19 protein-coding genes are annotated in these 18,152 nt (G+C 53.5%); 17 read left to right on the top strand and 2 right to left on the bottom strand.

What is annotated here, in order from left to right; translation table 11 throughout:
* The first annotated feature begins 123 nt into the window (after positions 1-123).
* The 12 genes from plsX to ptsG all read left to right on the top strand — a co-directional run bounded on the left by plsX (position 124) and on the right by ptsG (position 11,691).
* On the top strand, positions 124-1,158 hold the full coding sequence (gene plsX / locus CHU32_RS21755) for a phosphate acyltransferase PlsX (protein WP_218113790.1): 1,035 nt from the start codon (positions 124-126) through the stop codon (positions 1,156-1,158).
* Positions 1,159-1,164: 6 nt separating this feature from the next.
* Positions 1,165-2,118, top strand: a complete 954-nt coding sequence (locus tag CHU32_RS21750) for a beta-ketoacyl-ACP synthase III (protein WP_103678067.1) — start codon at positions 1,165-1,167, stop codon at positions 2,116-2,118.
* 15 nt (positions 2,119-2,133) lie between these two features.
* The gene (gene fabD / locus CHU32_RS21745; protein WP_103678066.1) at positions 2,134-3,063 is read left to right on the top strand and encodes an ACP S-malonyltransferase; all 930 of its coding nucleotides are present in this window, start codon (positions 2,134-2,136) and stop codon (positions 3,061-3,063) included.
* 13 nt (positions 3,064-3,076) lie between these two features.
* Positions 3,077-3,811, top strand: coding sequence for a 3-oxoacyl-ACP reductase FabG (fabG, locus tag CHU32_RS21740; RefSeq protein ID WP_103678065.1), 735 nt, complete (start codon positions 3,077-3,079; stop codon positions 3,809-3,811).
* Between the two features lie 210 nt (positions 3,812-4,021).
* Positions 4,022-4,258, top strand: a complete 237-nt coding sequence (gene acpP, locus CHU32_RS21735; RefSeq protein WP_000103754.1) for an acyl carrier protein — start codon at positions 4,022-4,024, stop codon at positions 4,256-4,258.
* Positions 4,259-4,334: 76 nt separating this feature from the next.
* Complete coding sequence (gene fabF / locus CHU32_RS21730) at positions 4,335-5,576, top strand: beta-ketoacyl-ACP synthase II (protein WP_103678064.1); 1,242 nt, start codon at positions 4,335-4,337, stop codon at positions 5,574-5,576.
* A gap of 114 nt (positions 5,577-5,690) precedes the next feature.
* Complete coding sequence (gene pabC, locus CHU32_RS21725) at positions 5,691-6,494, top strand: aminodeoxychorismate lyase (protein ID WP_103678063.1); 804 nt, start codon at positions 5,691-5,693, stop codon at positions 6,492-6,494.
* Positions 6,495-6,502: 8 nt separating this feature from the next.
* A complete protein-coding gene (gene yceG, locus CHU32_RS21720) occupies positions 6,503-7,525 on the top strand; it encodes a cell division protein YceG (RefSeq protein WP_103678062.1) in 1,023 nt (340 codons plus the stop codon).
* Complete coding sequence (gene tmk / locus CHU32_RS21715; RefSeq protein ID WP_103678061.1) at positions 7,515-8,156, top strand: dTMP kinase; 642 nt, start codon at positions 7,515-7,517, stop codon at positions 8,154-8,156. Before yceG ends, tmk begins: the two co-directional genes overlap by 11 nt.
* Entirely contained in the window at positions 8,153-9,157 is a 1,005-nt protein-coding gene (gene holB / locus CHU32_RS21710) for a DNA polymerase III subunit delta' (protein ID WP_103678060.1), read from the top strand. The genes tmk and holB overlap by 4 nt, the downstream gene beginning before the upstream one ends.
* 10 nt (positions 9,158-9,167) lie before the next feature.
* Positions 9,168-9,962 (top strand): metal-dependent hydrolase, encoded by a 795-nt coding sequence (locus tag CHU32_RS21705; protein WP_103678059.1) that lies wholly within the window; start codon positions 9,168-9,170, stop codon positions 9,960-9,962.
* Positions 9,963-10,257: 295 nt separating this feature from the next.
* Entirely contained in the window at positions 10,258-11,691 is a 1,434-nt protein-coding gene (ptsG, locus tag CHU32_RS21700) for a PTS glucose transporter subunit IIBC (protein ID WP_103678058.1), read from the top strand.
* Between the two features lie 63 nt (positions 11,692-11,754).
* Here ptsG and CHU32_RS21695 read toward each other — a convergent pair whose 3' ends face one another.
* Both CHU32_RS21695 and fhuE read right to left on the bottom strand, forming a co-directional pair.
* Complete coding sequence (locus CHU32_RS21695; RefSeq protein WP_103678057.1) at positions 11,755-12,183, bottom strand: hypothetical protein; 429 nt, start codon at positions 12,181-12,183, stop codon at positions 11,755-11,757.
* Positions 12,184-12,332: 149 nt separating this feature from the next.
* A complete protein-coding gene (gene fhuE / locus CHU32_RS21690; RefSeq protein WP_103678056.1) occupies positions 12,333-14,522 on the bottom strand; it encodes a ferric-rhodotorulic acid/ferric-coprogen receptor FhuE in 2,190 nt (729 codons plus the stop codon).
* A gap of 368 nt (positions 14,523-14,890) precedes the next feature.
* Here fhuE and hinT point away from each other — a divergent pair, with 368 nt between their 5' ends.
* From hinT to nagZ, 5 genes are read left to right on the top strand one after another with little or no spacing between them, the layout of a single operon-like run.
* The gene (gene hinT, locus CHU32_RS21685) at positions 14,891-15,247 is read left to right on the top strand and encodes a purine nucleoside phosphoramidase (protein ID WP_103678055.1); all 357 of its coding nucleotides are present in this window, start codon (positions 14,891-14,893) and stop codon (positions 15,245-15,247) included.
* A 4-nt stretch (positions 15,248-15,251) separates the two neighbouring features.
* The gene (locus CHU32_RS21680; RefSeq protein WP_103678054.1) at positions 15,252-15,629 is read left to right on the top strand and encodes a YcfL family putative periplasmic lipoprotein; all 378 of its coding nucleotides are present in this window, start codon (positions 15,252-15,254) and stop codon (positions 15,627-15,629) included.
* Between the two features lie 22 nt (positions 15,630-15,651).
* The gene (gene lpoB / locus CHU32_RS21675; protein ID WP_103678053.1) at positions 15,652-16,299 is read left to right on the top strand and encodes a penicillin-binding protein activator LpoB; all 648 of its coding nucleotides are present in this window, start codon (positions 15,652-15,654) and stop codon (positions 16,297-16,299) included.
* Positions 16,280-17,098 carry a thiamine kinase gene (gene thiK, locus CHU32_RS21670; RefSeq protein WP_103678052.1) on the top strand — a complete coding sequence of 273 codons (819 nt, stop codon included), beginning with the start codon at positions 16,280-16,282 and terminating at the stop codon, positions 17,096-17,098. The genes lpoB and thiK overlap by 20 nt, the downstream gene beginning before the upstream one ends.
* Before the next feature lie 14 nt (positions 17,099-17,112).
* On the top strand, positions 17,113-18,138 hold the full coding sequence (gene nagZ, locus CHU32_RS21665) for a beta-N-acetylhexosaminidase (RefSeq protein WP_103678051.1): 1,026 nt from the start codon (positions 17,113-17,115) through the stop codon (positions 18,136-18,138).
* Positions 18,139-18,152: the final 14 nt, after the last annotated feature.

Here is an 18,152-nt window from a genome sequence, read left to right as displayed (position 1 = left end):
TCACGCGATACTCAACGGCTTTCGCGCACTATAGCGTGAAAATCGACGAGTAAAAGCGTGGTGACGCTTAGTGAGGAATTCCCCGTGTCAGCGGGGATAACCAAACCGGGCAGCGACGATACCTTGACTCATCTAACCCTGGCGTTAGATGTCATGGGGGGCGATTTTGGCCCTTCCGTGACAGTGCCTGCAGCTTTGCAGGCACTGAATTCTAATTCGCAACTCACACTCCTCCTGGTCGGCGATCCCGACGCTATCACGCCATTACTTGCCAGAGCTGACTTTGAACAACGTTCGCGTCTGCAGGTTATTCCTGCGCAGTCAGTTATTGCCAGTGATGCCCGCCCCTCACAGGCTGTGCGTAACAGCCGGGGCAGCTCAATGCGTATTGCGCTGGAGCTGGTGAAAGAAGGACGTGCCGAAGCCTGCGTAAGTGCGGGCAATACCGGTGCGCTGATGGGGCTGGCGAAATTATTGCTCAAGCCGATTGACGGCATTGAGCGTCCGGCGCTGGTGACGATTCTTCCTCACCAGCAGAAGGGAAAAACGGTGGTGCTCGATCTGGGTGCTAACGTAGACTGTGACAGCAAAATGCTGGTGCAGTTTGCCGTGATGGGGGCTGTTCTGGCAGAAGATGTCATTGGCATCACGCAACCTCGCGTGGCGTTGCTCAATATTGGTGAAGAAGAGGTCAAAGGCCTCGATAGCATCCGCCAGGCGTCTGAACGGCTAAAGAACGTGCCCTCAATCAACTATATTGGTTATCTTGAAGCCAATGAACTGTTGACCGGCAAAACCGATGTTCTGGTCTGTGACGGATTTACAGGCAATGTCACATTAAAGACCATGGAAGGTGTTGTAAGGATGTTTCTTTCGCTGCTGAAGTCGCAGGGCGAAGGTAAAAAACGGTCGTGGTGGCTGTGGTTATTAAAACACTGGTTACAAAAAAGCCTGACAAGGCGATTCAGTCACCTCAACCCCGACCAGTATAATGGTGCCTGTCTGTTAGGATTACGCGGCACGGTGATTAAGAGTCATGGTGCGGCCAATCAGCGCGCGTTTAGCGTGGCGATTGAACAGGCAGTGCAGGCGGTGCAGCGACAAGTCCCTCAGCGGATTGCCGCTCGCCTGGAATCTGTATTAGCAAAAAGTGACTGAGCTTACATGCATACGAAGATTATGGGTACCGGCAGCTATCTGCCCGAACAAGTGCGAACCAACGCCGATCTGGAAAAAATGGTCGACACGTCTGATGAGTGGATTGTCACTCGTACAGGTATTCGTGAACGCCGTATCGCCGGGCCGAATGAAACGGTTGCGACAATGGGCTTTGAAGCCGCTAAACGTGCGCTGGACATGGCGGGCGTTAATGCCGAGCAGATCGAACTGATTATTGTTGCTACCACCTCAGCAACCCATGCCTTTCCCAGTGCGGCCTGCCAGATCCAGAACATGCTGGAAATTAAAGGCTGTCCGGCATTTGATATTGGTGCAGCGTGTGCAGGGTTTACCTATGCACTAAGCGTAGCGGACCAATATGTGAAGTCGGGTGCGGTGAAACATGCGCTGGTGATTGGCTCCGACGTACTGGCGCGCACCTGCGATCCCACCGATCGCGGTACGATCATCATCTTTGGTGATGGTGCAGGGGCCGTGGTACTTAGCGCGTCGGAAGAGCAGGGGATTATTTCTACCCATCTTCATGCCGATGGCCGCTACGGCGAGCTATTAACGCTGCCGAATCTGGATCGCGTGCATCCGGAGAATTCAACATATCTGACGATGACCGGCAATGAGGTCTTTAAGGTCGCGGTCACGGAACTGGCGCACATTGTTGATGAGACGCTGGAAGCGAATAATCTCGACCGCTCGCAGCTTGACTGGCTGGTGCCGCATCAGGCGAATCTGCGCATCATCAGCGCTACGGCGAAGAAGCTGGGGATGTCGATGGACAACGTGGTGGTGACGCTTGACCGTCACGGCAACACGTCTGCGGCATCGGTACCCTGCGCGCTGGATGAAGCGGTGCGCGATGGTCGCATTAAGGCCGGACAACTGGTCCTGCTGGAAGCCTTCGGCGGCGGATTCACCTGGGGCTCGGCGCTGGTTCGTTTCTGAAATAAGGATAATAACATGACGCAATTTGCATTCGTTTTTCCGGGTCAGGGTTCGCAGACCGTTGGGATGCTGGCTGATATGGCCGCTGCTCACCCGGTTATTGAAGAGACATTTCGTGAAGCCTCTGCGGCACTCGGTTACGATCTCTGGGCGCTGACCCAGCAGGGGCCGGCGGAAGAACTGAACAAAACGTGGCAGACGCAGCCTGCGCTGCTGGCGGCTTCTGTTGCGCTGTATCGCGCGTGGCAGCAGCAGGGCGGCAAAACGCCGGCTCTGATGGCCGGACACAGCCTCGGTGAATACTCGGCGCTGGTGTGTGCCGGTGTTATTGATTTCGCCGACGCGGTGCGTCTGGTCGAGCTGCGCGGCAAGTTTATGCAGGAAGCTGTACCGGCCGGAACTGGGGCGATGTCTGCCATCATCGGCCTTGATGATGCCGCTATCGCTAAAGCCTGTGAAGAATCTGCTCAGGGTGAAGTGGTTTCTCCGGTCAACTACAACTCTCCCGGGCAGGTAGTGATTGCCGGGCATAAAGACGCTGTTGAGCGTGCCGGTGCTGCCTGTAAAGCTGCGGGTGCTAAACGCGCATTGCCGCTGCCGGTTAGCGTGCCGTCCCACTGTGCATTGATGAAACCAGCGGCTGAAAAGCTGGCGGTCGAACTGAAAAACATCACCTTTAACGCGCCGTCCGTGCCTGTCGTTAACAACGTTGATGTAAAATGCGAAACCGCGCCAGACGCTATCCGCGACGCGCTGGTACGCCAGCTGTATAGCCCGGTTCAGTGGACCAGGAGCGTAGAATTTATGGCTTCAGAGGGCGTTGAGCATCTCTATGAAGTCGGTCCAGGTAAAGTATTAACCGGCCTGACCAAACGTATTGTTGACACCCTGACTGCATCGGCGCTTAACGAGCCGGACGCACTGTCAGCGGCGATTGCACAATAAAAAGAGGAATACCATGAGTTTTGAAGGAAAAATCGCACTGTTAACGGGCGCAAGCCGCGGCATTGGTCGCGCGATTGCAGAAACGCTTGTTGCTCGCGGCGCAAAAGTGATTGGCACCGCCACCAGTGAGAATGGCGCGCAGGCTATCAGCGACTATCTGGGTAGCAACGGAAAAGGCCTGATGCTGAATGTGACCGATCCGGCATCTATCGAATCCGTTCTGGAAAATATTCGCGCAGAGTTTGGCGAAGTCGACATTCTGGTGAATAATGCCGGCATTACGCGTGATAACCTGTTAATGCGCATGAAAGAAGACGAATGGAATGACATCCTGGAAACCAATCTGTCATCGGTTTTCCGTCTGTCAAAAGCCGTATTGCGCGCTATGATGAAAAAGCGTCATGGGCGTATCATTACCATTGGTTCTGTTGTTGGGACTATGGGAAATGCTGGCCAGGCCAACTATGCTGCGGCAAAAGCAGGGTTGATCGGCTTCAGTAAATCGCTGGCGCGTGAAGTGGCGTCGCGTGGTATTACTGTAAACGTTGTTGCTCCGGGCTTTATTGAAACGGACATGACGCGCGCGCTCTCTGACGAGCAGCGTGCGGGTATTCTGGCGCAAGTTCCGGCGGGTCGTCTTGGTGATGCAAAAGAGATCGCCAGCGCGGTTGCATTTTTAGCTTCTGACGAAGCAGGTTACATCTCTGGTGAAACCCTGCACGTCAACGGCGGAATGTACATGGTTTAACCACGATGCACCCGGAATGCTCAGGAACCGCGCAAACCGCACGTTTTTAAGCATAAACTGGTGCAAAATAGTTTGCGTTATTGAGGGGTTCACCCGCAAAATAGCGTAAAATCGTGGTAAGAACTGCCGGGATTTAGTTGCAAATTTTTCAACATTTTATACACTACGAAAACCATCGCGAAAGCGAGTTTTGATAGGAAATTTAAGAGTATGAGCACTATCGAAGAACGCGTTAAGAAAATTATCGGCGAGCAGCTGGGCGTTAAGCAGGAAGAAGTGACCAATAATGCTTCTTTCGTTGAAGACCTGGGCGCAGATTCTCTTGACACCGTTGAGCTGGTAATGGCTCTGGAAGAAGAGTTTGATACTGAGATTCCGGACGAAGAAGCTGAGAAAATCACTACCGTTCAGGCTGCCATTGATTATATCAACGGCCACCAGGCATAAGTGAACATCTCCAGGCGGTCATTCGACCGCCTGAGTTTTATCTGGCACCTTTTTTTTCCCTCCCTGGAGGACAACCGTGTCTAAGCGTCGTGTAGTTGTGACCGGACTGGGCATGTTGTCTCCTGTCGGCAATACCGTAGAGTCTACCTGGAAAGCTCTCCTTGCCGGTCAGAGTGGCATCAGCCTGATCGACCATTTCGATACTAGCGCCTATGCAACGAAATTTGCTGGCTTAGTAAAGGATTTTAACTGTGATGACATCATCTCGCGCAAAGAACAGCGCAAGATGGATGCCTTCATCCAATATGGAATTGTGGCTGGCGTACAGGCCATGCAGGATTCTGGCCTTGTTGTGACGCCAGAGAACGCTACCCGTATTGGTGCTGCTATTGGCTCCGGTATCGGCGGTCTCGGCCTTATCGAAGATAACCACACGTCGTTGGTTAACGGTGGTCCGCGTAAGATCAGCCCGTTCTTCGTGCCGTCCACCATCGTCAATATGGTAGCAGGCCACCTGACCATTATGTTTGGTTTGCGTGGACCCAGTATTTCTATTGCCACCGCCTGTACTTCCGGTGTGCATAACATCGGGCAGGCTGCGCGTATGATCGCTTATGGCGATGCCGACGCGATGCTGGCCGGTGGCGCAGAGAAAGCCAGTACGCCGCTGGGCGTTGGCGGATTTGGTGCCGCGCGTGCGTTGTCTACGCGTAACGATAACCCGCAGGCAGCAAGCCGCCCGTGGGATAAAGACCGTGACGGTTTTGTGCTGGGTGATGGCGCAGGCCTTATCGTACTTGAAGAGTACGAACACGCGAAAAAACGTGGCGCTAAAATTTATGCGGAAATCGTTGGTTTCGGCATGAGCAGTGATGCCTATCACATGACCTCTCCGCCGGAAAACGGCGAAGGTGCTGCGCAGGCCATGGCGAACGCTATTCGCGATGCCGGCATTGATGCAAGCCAAATCGGGTATGTGAATGCGCACGGTACATCCACTCCGGCGGGTGATAAAGCAGAAGCTCAGGCGGTAAAAACCGTCTTTGGCGATGCTGCCAGCCGCGTAATGGTGAGCTCAACCAAATCCATGACCGGTCATCTGCTGGGTGCGGCGGGTGCGGTAGAATCTATCTACTCCATCCTTGCATTACGCGATCAGGCCGTACCTCCAACCATCAACCTGGATAACCCGGATGACGGTTGCGATCTGGACTTCGTTCCACACGAAGCACGTCAGGTTAGCGGACTGGAGTACACCCTGTGTAACTCCTTCGGCTTTGGCGGCACTAATGGCTCGTTGATCTTCAAAAAGATCTAATTGCGTTAGCGACTTCGTTTAAAGGCCCGCTTCGGTGGGCCTTTTCAATTCAGTTTTCTCCGCTTGTCCTGCGCCAGTCATCCTGCCAAACTGTCTGCCCATTAAGGAGCCACTATGTTCTTGATTAATGGCTGTCAACAGAACACGTTAGCGGCAGCAGACAGAGCCACTCAATTCGGCGACGGTTGTTTTACGACAGCCAGAATCGCCACGGGTCGGATTGCGCTTTTAGAGGCTCATGTCCAGCGCCTGCGTGCCGCCTGTGAGCGCCTGCATATACCCTTTGAAAGCTGGGATATTCTCACCACCGAAATGCAACAACTTGCTGCCGCAAAAGGTGAGGGCGTTCTTAAAGTTGTGCTCAGCCGTGGCGGTGGCGGACGTGGTTATAGTCCGACGGCTTGCCTCACTCCAACGCGAATGCTATCAGTTTCAGACTATCCGGCCCATTTTTCGCGCTGGCGTAGCGAGGGTATTACGCTGACGCTCAGCCCGGTACGACTCGGTCGCAATCCTCATCTTGCGGGTATTAAGCATCTGAATCGACTTGAGCAAGTTCTTATCCGCATGCATCTTGAACAAACAAACGCAGATGAAGCGCTGGTGCTTGACAGCGATGGGTGGTTAACGGAATGCTGTGCCGCCAATATATTCTGGCGTCAGCGACAGACGGTTTTTACACCGCAACTTGAAAACGCAGGTGTGGCGGGGATCATGCGTCAACACTGTTTAAATCATTTGAGTGCCTCCCCGTGGCGGGTGCGCGAAGTACAGTGTCAGGAAATAGCCCTGGCTGGTGCCGATGAGGTGATTATTTGCAATGCGCTGATGCCACTGGTGCCAGTCCGCCGCTGGAATGAGCATGTCTGGTCATCTCGCGAGCTTTATCATTTTTTAGCCCCCCTTTGTGAGCCATAAACTACATCATGAAGAAAATGTTACGTTTTGTCCTTCTGTTACTCGTTGTGCTGGGTATTGCCGCAGGCGCAGGTCTATGGAAAGTCCGCCATCTTGCCGACAGTACTCTGCTCATCAAAGATGAAACCATCTTTACGCTTAAAGCAGGTACCGGTCGGCTGGCACTGGGCGAGCAACTTTATAACGAGAAAATCATTAATCGTCCACGCGTCTTCCAGTGGCTGTTGCGTCTTGAACCCGATCTTTCCCACTTTAAAGCGGGGACCTACCGTTTTACGCCACAGATGACCGTGCGCGATATGCTAAAGCTGCTGGAAAGCGGTAAAGAGGCGCAGTTCCCGCTGCGCTTCGTCGAAGGTATGCGCGTCAGCGATTATCTGCGCCAGCTTCGTGATGCACCGTACATTAAGCACACGCTGAAAGATGATAGCTACGCAAGCGTAGCTGCAGCACTGAAACTGGAAAATCCTGACTGGGTCGAGGGCTGGTTCTGGCCCGATACCTGGATGTACACCGCCAATACCAGCGATGTGGCGCTGCTTACGCGGGCCCACACGAAAATGGTGGCCGCCATTGATAAAGCCTGGGAAGGGCGGGCGGAGGGATTGCCATACGCGGATAAAAATCAGCTGGTCACTATGGCTTCGATTGTTGAAAAAGAGACCGCTGTCGCCAGTGAACGTACCCGCGTCGCCTCAGTATTTATCAACCGGCTGCGGATTGGGATGCGCCTGCAAACCGACCCTACTGTGATTTATGGTATGGGCGAGAGCTATAATGGTAACCTTACGCGTAAAGATCTGGAGACGCCAAGCGCGTATAATACCTACGTCATTGCAGGAATGCCGCCGGGCCCCATCGCTGTGCCAGGTGAAGCGTCGCTTACCGCGGCGGCACATCCGGAAAAAACGCCGTATCTCTATTTTGTTGCCGATGGTAAAGGCGGACATACGTTCAACACTAATCTTGCCAGCCATAATCGGTCGGTTCAGGACTACCTGAAAGCACTTAAGGAAAAAAATGCGCAGTAAATATATCGTTATCGAGGGGCTGGAAGGTGCAGGTAAAACCACCGCGCGTGATGTCGTGGTACAAACCCTGAAAGAACTGGGCATCGGCGATTTGCTCTTCACGCGCGAACCTGGCGGAACGGTGCTGGCCGAGAAACTGCGCAGTCTGGTGCTGGATATCCAGTCCACGGGCGATGAAAAAATTAATGTTAAAGCTGAAGTCCTGATGTTTTACGCAGCGCGCGTACAACTTGTGGAAACGGTGATAAAACCCGCGCTGGCGAAGGGGCAGTGGGTCATTGGCGACCGTCACGATCTCTCAACGCAAGCCTATCAGGGCGGTGGACGCGGCGTAGACCGTCAGATGCTGGCAACCCTGCGCGATGCGGTGCTCGGTGATTTTCGCCCGGATCTTACTCTGTATCTCGACGTCACGCCGGAAGTGGGGCTGAAACGCGCCCGTGCACGCGGTGAACTGGATCGCATCGAGCAGGAATCGTTAAACTTCTTCAACCGCACCCGTGCACGGTATCAGGAACTGGCGGCGCAGGATAAAACCATTTATACCATTGATGCGACCCAGTCGCTGGAAAAGGTGATGAGCGATCTCCGTGATGTCATTACTGCGTGGGTGAAGGAGCTGGGGGCATGAAATGGTACCCATGGCTGCGCCCACACTTTGAAGCGCTGGTTGCCAGCTATCAGGCCGGGCGCGGCCATCATGCGTTACTGATTCATGCACTGCCCGGCATGGGGGCCGAGTCGCTACTCTATGCCATCAGCCGGTATTTGATGTGCCAGCAGCCGCAGGGGCATAAAAGCTGTGGTAAATGCCATAGCTGTCTGTTGATGCAGGCGGGTACCCATCCGGATTATTACAGCCTGGCCCCGGAAAAGGGCAAAAGTTCATTGGGTATTGATGCGGTACGCGAACTCAGTGAAAAGCTTTATGAGCATGCACGGCTTGGCGGTGCAAAAGTCGTCTGGTTAACCGATGCCACGTTGCTGACTGATGCCGCTGCCAATGCATTGCTAAAAACGCTGGAAGAACCACCGGCGAATACCTGGTTTCTGCTGGCCTGTCGCGAACCCGCCCATTTAATGGCCACGCTGCGCAGCCGCTGTCGACTGCATCATCTTGCTCCGCCTGCTGAGGCCTGGGCGCTGGCATGGCTCGCCCGGGAGGTGACGGCGTCACATGATATGATGCTTACGGCATTACGGTTGAGTGGGAATGCACCGGCGGCGGCGCTTCAGCTATTGCAGCCTGACGTTTGGGGAGCCCGCCAACAGCTTTGTCAGGGGCTGGAACTGGCATTAACGGAACATGACTGGCTTTCCCTGCTGTCCACCCTCAATCATGATAATGTGGCCACCCGTCTGCACTGGCTGGCGGCGTTGTTGCTTGATGCATTGAAAGTCAAACAGCACATTACGCATTTAACGAACGCGGATGCCGTGCCGCTGGTAAACCAGCTTACCCGGGAATTAAAGTCTGCTCAACTGCAATGCATCATGCAGGACATCTGCGCGTGTCGGGAACAACTGCTGAATGTTTCTGGCCTCAATCGTGAACTTACCCTTACCGATCGTTTGCTACGCTGGGAACATGACCTGCAAACCGGCGTGGCACTCCCTGTTTCACATCTCTGAGAGAGACATTATGTTTTTAGTCGACTCACACTGCCATCTTGATGGTCTTGATTATCAATCCCTGCATACAGACGTTGACGATGTTCTGGCGAAAGCCGCCGCTCGTGACGTAAAATTCTGTCTTGCGGTTTCCACCACGCTCCCTGGCTACCGGGGAATGCGCGAGCTGGTGGGCGAACGTCCGAACGTCGTTTTTTCCTGTGGCGTACATCCGTTGAACCAGGAAGAAGAATATGATGTTCAAGAGCTGCGTAGCCTTGCCGCTCAGCCAGGCGTAGTCGCGATGGGAGAAACGGGGCTGGACTATTTTTACACCCCAGAAACCAAAGCGCGTCAACAGCACTCTTTTCGTGAGCATATCCGCATTGGACGCGAGTTAAACAAGCCGGTGATCGTTCACACGCGCGATGCACGTGCCGATACCCTGGCGATCCTGGCCGAAGAAAAGGTGACGGATTGTGGTGGGGTACTACACTGTTTTACGGAAGATCGTGAAACGGCGGGCAAACTACTGGACATGGGATTTTATATCTCTTTTTCCGGCATCATCACGTTTCGCAATGCTGAACAACTGCGGGATGCCGCGCGCTACATTCCGCTTGACCGTCTGCTGGTTGAAACGGATTCACCTTATCTCGCGCCGGTGCCGCATCGGGGCAAAGAAAACCAGCCAGCCATGACGCGTGATGTGGCGGAATATCTGGCGGTACTGAAAGGCGTAACGCTTGAGCAACTGGCGCAGCAGACCACACAGAACTTCGCCACTCTCTTTCATATTGCCCCGCAACGCCTCCAGCCTGCCTGATAGAGCTATTATTTTAGTACTCGTAATTAATGACAGAAACGAGTAAAGTTCACCGCCTGAAAATGGGCGGTGAAGGCAAACCATAAGCATCTTTGCTATCCAGTTTGTAAATCTATGAAAAGTTTCTAATGATTGATGACGGAAACGTGATTGTCGTCAAACAAAAATCTCATGAATTATTTTACTCTGTGTAATAAATAAAGGCCCTAAGAGGCCTGGTCCACGATGAGGTTCTCCCCCCTCATCCAGGCGCGAAAGCGTAAAAAAGCACAAATACTCAGGAGCACTCTCAATTATGTTTAAGAATGCATTTGCTAACCTGCAAAAGGTCGGTAAATCGCTGATGCTGCCAGTATCCGTACTCCCCATCGCAGGTATCCTGCTGGGCGTCGGTTCGGCTAACTTCAGCTGGCTGCCAGAAGTCGTTTCCCATGTAATGGCCGAAGCGGGCGGATCTGTTTTTGCTAACATGCCGCTGATCTTCGCTATCGGTGTCGCATTAGGCTTCACTAATAACGACGGTGTATCTGGTCTGGCCGCGGTCGTGGCGTATGGCATTATGGTGAAAACCATGGCCGTGGTTGCCCCGCTGGTTCTGCATTTACCTGCTGAAGAAATCGCTGCGAAACACCTTGCTGATACTGGCGTATTAGGTGGCATCATCGCCGGTGCGATTGCGGCGTATATGTTCAACCGTTTCTATCGCATCAAGCTGCCTGAATATCTGGGCTTCTTTGCGGGCAAACGCTTCGTCCCGATCATCTCTGGTCTGACTGCGATTGTACTTGGCGTGCTGCTCTCCTTCGTTTGGCCGCCGATTGGCGCTGCCATCCAGACCTTCTCCCAATGGGCTGCTTACCAGAACCCGGTGGTGGCGTTTGGTATTTACGGCTTTATTGAACGTTGCCTGGTGCCGTTCGGTCTGCATCATATCTGGAACGTTCCTTTCCAGATGCAGATTGGTGAATACACCAATGCCGCAGGTCAGGTATTCCACGGTGATATCCCGCGTTATATGGCGGGCGACCCGACTGCGGGTAAACTGTCCGGTGGCTTCCTGTTCAAAATGTACGGTCTGCCGGCAGCCGCTATTGCTATCTGGCACTCCGCGAAGCCGGAAAACCGCGCCAAAGTGGGCGGCATTATGATTTCCGCGGCGCTGACCTCATTCCTGACCGGTATTACCGAACCGATTGAATTCTCCTTCATGTTCGTTGCGCCGATCCTGTACATCATTCATGCGATTCTGGCAGGTCTGGCATTCCCAATCTGTATTCTGCTCGGCATGCGTGATGGTACGTCGTTCTCCCACGGTCTGATCGACTTTATCGTGCTGAGCGGCAACGGCAGCAAGCTGTGGCTGTTCCCTGTCATCGGGATTTGCTACGCGGTGGTTTACTATGTGGTTTTCCGCGTTCTGATCAAAGCACTGAACCTGAAAACGCCGGGCCGCGAAGACAGTACTGAAGATGCGAAAGCAGGCGCGACCAGCGAGATGGCTCCGGCTCTGGTGGCGGCGTTTGGTGGTAAAGATAACATCACAAACCTTGACGCCTGTATCACCCGTCTGCGCGTGAGCGTGGCGGACGTGGCTAAAGTCGATCAGGCTGGCCTGAAACGTCTGGGTGCGGCAGGGGTGGTGGTTGCAGGCTCCGGCGTGCAGGCTATCTTTGGTACCAAGTCTGACAACCTGAAAACTGAGATGGATGAGTATATCCGTCACAGCTAAGGGGTAAGTTGGGGAGATAAAAGGCAGCGGAATCGCTGCCTTTTTTACGTCAGGGCAAAAAAATTATTTCCCTTCCTGCTCCAGATAATCCGTCAGAAAATGCTCAGCATTTCCCTCCTGAGAAAGTGACTGGCTATAGGCAACCCAGGTTGATGACGATTCGCCGGGCAGATACAGCTCACCTGAGCCGTCTTTAACCCGCAAAAGCTCCCATGATTTGCCCTCAACTTCAGTTTTGTAGCTGGTTGCGCCACCGCTCGCCGGCTCCACTTTGCAACGAATGATTTTCTTATCCAGCGCGTTATCGACGTTCACTATCTGAACTAATGATTCATTGGCCTCTTTAGGTCCAATACGCAGCGTCCATACCTGAACACCTTCCTGACCTTGATAGCCTTTGACGTATTTGGCGATTTCAGGACGGGCGGTATCTGCAAAGGCAGATTGCATGATCATGAATGAGGCAAAGAGGGCAACAATAAAGCGAAACATATTCTCTCCTGATAAATAAAAGCTCTGCATGAATGAGAAGCAAAGCGTCCAGAATTACCAGTATCCTGGAATCAGGGAGATACACAACGTCTAAAATTGGTGGGCAAGGGAAACAGAAAGGGGGCCGAGTGCCCCCCTGAAGAGATAAATCAGAAACTGTAGTTCGCGCTAACGGAGAAGTTACGTGGTTCGCCGTAAACAATGCCACGGCTGTTAACGTTGGTGTCGTATTCCTTATCAAACAGGTTGTCTACGTTTGCCTGCACCGAGAACGCTTTAGTGACGTTGTAACGGGCAAAGAGATCGACCAGCGCGAAGCTGCCTTGTTCGGAACGGTAAGTGCCGCCGGGCACCGCCACATCTGACCAGACATGGTTCTGCCAGTTGACGCCGCCACCGACGGTTAACGCCTGCAGCTGCGGAATACGGTAGCTGGTGAACAGCTTAGCGCTGGTACGCGGTAGATCCGGGTTAACGGCTTCGCCTTCGCTGTCTTCTGCCACGTAGCGGGTGATCCCAAAGGTCATCTGCCAGTTATCTGTTATTGCACCATTGACTTCAAACTCAACGCCTTTACTTACTGTGCCATCCACTTCTTTATAGGCCGTTTCACCGCTGGTACCAGGAATGAGTGCGCCCGTGGACTGCGCCAGGTGATCCTGTTCAATACGGAATACCGCCAGTGAGGTGGTCAGACGGCTATTCATCCAGTCGCCTTTCAGGCCAGCTTCATAGTTGTTACCGGTAATTGGCGACAGATATTTTTTCTCAATATTACGCTGGGTCTGCGGTTTAAAGACCGAGGTGTAACTGGCATAGGTTGACCAGGTATCGTTAATATCAAAGATAATGCCCGCATACGGGGAAGTATTGTTTTTCTCCAGCTGTTGATTCAGCGTATCCAGATTGTATTTGGTATAACGCGCCCCGAGGATCACGTGTAGCGGATCGGCCAGCGAGATTCGGGTTGCCATATAGGCCGATTTCTGATGAATGGTATCGTTCTGCGCGAGGCTTAACGGGTTCCAGTTGGTCTCCGGGAAGTTCTGATCATACGCATAATAGCTTCCCAGCTCGGTATCGCCAATGTTAGCCCACGAGCTGTAATAGGTATTGTTCTGACGGCTGTAACTCGTGCCGATCATTAATTCATGCTGACGGCCAAAGAGTTCATAAGAGCCATTGGCATACGTATCAAGGGCGTCGACTTTACGCTTACCGGTATTATAGCCGGTACCGCCAACGTACGGATAGGACGCGCCATATGGACTCACCATGATCCCGGTCGTTTTATCCACCAGCCCATCCAGGTAGAGTTGCTGGCTGTCGAGGTTCATTTCGGTATGGGTACCGTTTACCGTCAACTGCCAGTCACCGCCCAGCTTTTGATTGAGCGTAGCAAAGGTACGTTTGGACTCTTTGTCATTGTAGGCCCAGTCGGGAGCGGCACTATAGCTGCGATCCGGATTGACTTTGCTGCCATCGGTATACCAGCGTGGCGCACCGCCCCAGGTCGGGCTATCCACATTCGTTTCCTGATAGTCATAGCCGACGGAGAAGCGGGTGGCGTCGGTCAGATCAACATCCACCACGCCATAGAAGAATTTTTTCTTCTGATTGTAGTTGTCAAGCCAGCTGTCGTTATTCTGATAACCGGCGACCATACGGCCACGAATTCGGCCATCTTCCGTCAGCGGGGTAGAGAGATCGGCAACGTAGCGCTGTTTATTCCAGCTACCATATTCTGCAGAGACATTGGTTTTGAACTCACGGCTATCCGCGTGTTTGCGCACCATATTGATGGCAGCAGAAGGGTTACCGGAGCCGGTAGTCAGGCCGTTGGCACCGCGCACTACTTCAATACGTTCATAAATCGCGGTATCAGAAAGGGCATCCCCCAGGTTCCAGCGGGATTCAAACAGGGTAGGGATACCGTCAACCATATAGTTGTCGATGGCAAAACCGCGCGCGTAATAACTGGCACGGTCTGAATCAGCAAAACTTTCGCTTATGCCGGTCGTGTTTCTCAACACATCCCCCAGAGATTGCAGCTGCTGGTCTTCCATGCGCTGCTCGCTAATGATGCTGACCGATTGCGGAATATCACGCTGGATGAGCATCATTTTGGTACCCGCGGTACTGGCTTTGACGCTGTAATCCTGATCCTGCGTATCTTGCGAATTCTCAGCAGCAGCATCAACCACAATGGTATCTTCTTTTTGCGCATCGGCGGCGAAGACGGCGGAAGGCATCAATGCGAAAGCAATGCAGGCAGCCAGACGGGTGGGAATGGCGGCAAGCAGACGCGAGTCATCCCTGGATGAACGATTGAAAGACATGTTAAACCCTTTGTTATGTTTACTATTTGCCTCAATGCCGATGCGATGCCGACATTAAGTACAAGGTAATAATTCTGAATTGCATTCGCGCATGTAAATGCAAATGCGAAATATACGCATTTATGTTCAAGCTGTAAACAGATGTAACCTGGGTTCTCAGCACATTGGTTTAAGGTTGATGCCCGCGTTTTTGCTGCATTCGTGCTTAAAGCGTCAGCGAACAGACGGTAAGCATAAAGAAAACCTCGGATAAAGTTGAAAGAGCGGGAGCAAGTCGCTCATACTCTTAGGGATGTTATATCCTGTATGTCAGGTTGGTGCGTAACCTGTCGGGTGCGATACGCTAATAATGAATTAAGGAAAAGGCCATGGCTGAAGAGACAATTTTTAGTAAGATTATCCGCCGCGAGATCCCGTCGGATATCGTTTATCAGGATGAACTCGTCACGGCGTTTCGTGATATCTCCCCGCAGGCTCCCACGCATATCCTGATTGTGCCCAATATTCTGATCCCCACCGTCAACGACGTGACTGAAGCGCACGAGCAGGCGTTGGGCCGCATGATCACCGTTGCAGGGAAAATTGCCCGTGATGAAGGCATTGCTGAAGATGGCTACCGGCTGATCGTCAACTGTAATCGTCATGGTGGGCAGGAGGTTTATCATATTCATATGCACCTGCTTGGCGGTCGTGCACTGGGCCCTATGCTGGCACACAAAGGCTAATACCATGGTAAGAGGACGTTATGCCGGGTTGTTGATGCTTGTGCTGCTGGCGGGGTGTAGCGCTTCGCGTCCGGAAATACCTGTCGGCGATAACCAGACGCTGGTCATGGAGGCGACGGTTCTGGCCGCCGGGATCAGCGCTCAGCCGCCTGTCGTTAAAAATTCCGACATTCAGGCCAGCGCGTCCTCTGCTCTGTTTAATGAACGACGCGAACCTGTCACCGTACACTATCGTTTTTACTGGTATGACGGAAGAGGACTGGAAATGCACCCGCTGGAGGCACCGCGCAGCATAACGATTCCGGGCAATTCCGGCGTCACGCTGTACGGCACGGCGAACGGTCTGGGTGCCGAAAAGGTCAGACTTTATCTCTATTTATAACATTATAACGGGGTGAACCTTGATGATAACTATGCGTCGCGTTGCGCTGATTAGCGCCCTTGCGATTTTTCTGGCCGGGTGTGTGAATAAAGAGCAGCAGCCTGCGCCAGTGGATACCGTCCAGCCAGGTGCTCAGCCGCAACCGACTCAGCCACAGCAGCCTGTACCGGTGGTGCCGACGGTACCGACTATCCCGCAACAGCCGGGGCCTATTGAGCATCAGGACGACACGGCAGCCCCCGCGCCGCGTGAGCGTCATTACGACTGGAACAGCGCTATCCAGCCACTGGCGGGGAAAATGCTCCAGGCGGATGGCGTGAACAGCGGCAGTGTGCTGCTGGTCGACAGTGTGAATAACCGGACTAATGGCTCACTGAATGCCGCTGAGGCGACTGAAGCGCTGCGCAATGCGCTGGCCAATAATGGCAAATTTACCCTGGTCTCCGCACAGCAATTGTCGATGGCGAAACAGCAGCTTGGCCTGTCACCGCAGGACAGCCTCGGCAGCCGAAGCAAGGCGATTGGCATTGCCCGTAACGTTGGCGCGCACTATGTCTTGTATTCGAACGCCTCCGGCAATGTTAATGCGCCTACCCTGCAAATGCAGCTAATGCTGGTGCAGACTGGCGAGATTATCTGGTCAGGTAAAGGTGCCGTTCAGCAACAATAAGCTGTCGCGTGACCAGCTACTGTCACGTTTTTTTCCGCATTACCATCTCGTCACACCGCAGGACTTCTGCGGTTTGGGGGGTGGGAGTTGGATCATTGAAGAGGGGCAACGGCGGCGGGTGCTTCGACAGCATCACGACCCTCGAGCCCCTGAATTTCAATTTCGGCGTCAGTATCGCGCCCTTCATCACTTACCTGCTTCGCTGGCTCCCGCTGCGCATTTTTATGTCCGCGGCTGGATGGTGATCGATTACCTCGACGGTGAGGTAAAAAGCGCGCTGCCTGCTACTTCCGAACTGGCCCAGGTGCTGTATCATTTGCACCAGCAGCCGCGCTTTGGCTGGCGAATTATACTGTGGCCGCTGCTGGAATATTACTGGCAGAACAGTGCCAGCGCACGCCGCACGCCGTTCTGGCTTCGGCAGCTCAAAAAATTAAAGCGAACCGGAGAACCGACTCCATTACGGTTGTCACCGCTGCATATGGACGTTCATCCCGGTAATATCGTACATACCGCTGACGGTATTCGGTTGATTGACTGGGAATATGTCGGCGACGGGGATATCGCGCTGGAGCTGGCTGCCGTGTGGATGAGTGGGCTGGCGGCGAGACGCGAACTGGTTGATACGTACGCGGCACAGGCGAAGATTGCGCCCAGTCAGCTCTGGCGACAGGTAAAGCGCTGGCGGCCCTGGGTGCTCATGTTAATGGCGGGTTGGTACGAGTGCCGCTGGCAACAAACCGGTGACGGGCAGTTTATTGTCCTGGCCGATGCAATATGGAAACAGCTACATAAATGACAGGAGAAGTAAGCGTGGGTCCGGTAATGTTGGATGTCGAAGGTTTTGAACTGGATGCGCAGGAGCGTGAGATTCTGGCGCATCCATCAGTGGGCGGATTAATTCTTTTTAGCCGTAATTACCACGATCCTGCGCAATTGCGCGAACTGGTACGGCAAATCCGTGCCGCCTCGCGTCACCGGCTGGTGGTAGCGGTCGATCAGGAAGGCGGACGCGTCCAGCGTTTTCGCGAGGGGTTCACTCGTCTTCCGGCAGCACAGTCTTTTGCAGCGCTACACGGTCTGGATGAAGGTGGCCGGCTGGCTGAAGAGGCAGGCTGGCTGATGGCAAGTGAAATGATCGCCATGGATATTGATATCAGTTTTGCACCAGTGCTGGATGTCGGTCATATCAGCGCGGCTATCGGCGAGCGTGCTTATCATGACGATCCGCGCAAGGCGCTGGCAATAGCCCGCCATTTTATTGACGGTATGCATGCCGCGGGCATGAAAACCACCGGTAAACATTTCCCCGGTCACGGTGCCGTTACCGCCGACTCGCATAAAGAGACGCCGCAGGACCCGCGTACTGAAGCGGAGATCCGTGCCAGAGATATGACCATCTTCCGCAGCCTGATTGATGAAAAACGCCTTGATGCCATTATGCCCGCGCACGTCATCTACACGCAAATCGATCCCCGGCCAGCCAGCGGCTCCCCGCACTGGCTGAAAACCGTGCTGCGCGGTGAACTTCATTTCGACGGCGTGATTTTTTCAGATGACCTTTCAATGGAGGGGGCTGCCATTATGGGCAGCTATGCTGAGCGCGGGCAGGCATCGCTGGACGCAGGTTGCGATATGATCCTGGTCTGCAATAATCGTAAAGGGGCCGTCAGTGTGCTGGATAATCTGTCGCCGATCAATGCGCAGCGTGTTACGCAATTGTATCATAAAGGTGATTTTACGCGTCAGGAACTGATGGATTCCAGCCGCTGGAAAACCGTCAGTGCACAACTGAATCAGTTGCACGAACGCTGGCAGGAATACAAAGCAATCCATTAACCCCTTGCGGGGCG

Source organism: Superficieibacter electus (assembly GCF_002915575.1).
GTDB classification, from domain to species: Bacteria; Pseudomonadota; Gammaproteobacteria; order Enterobacterales; family Enterobacteriaceae; genus Superficieibacter; species Superficieibacter electus.
The sequence above is the reverse complement of the archived record's forward strand: the minus strand, read 5'-3'. Positions and strand labels throughout refer to the sequence as shown.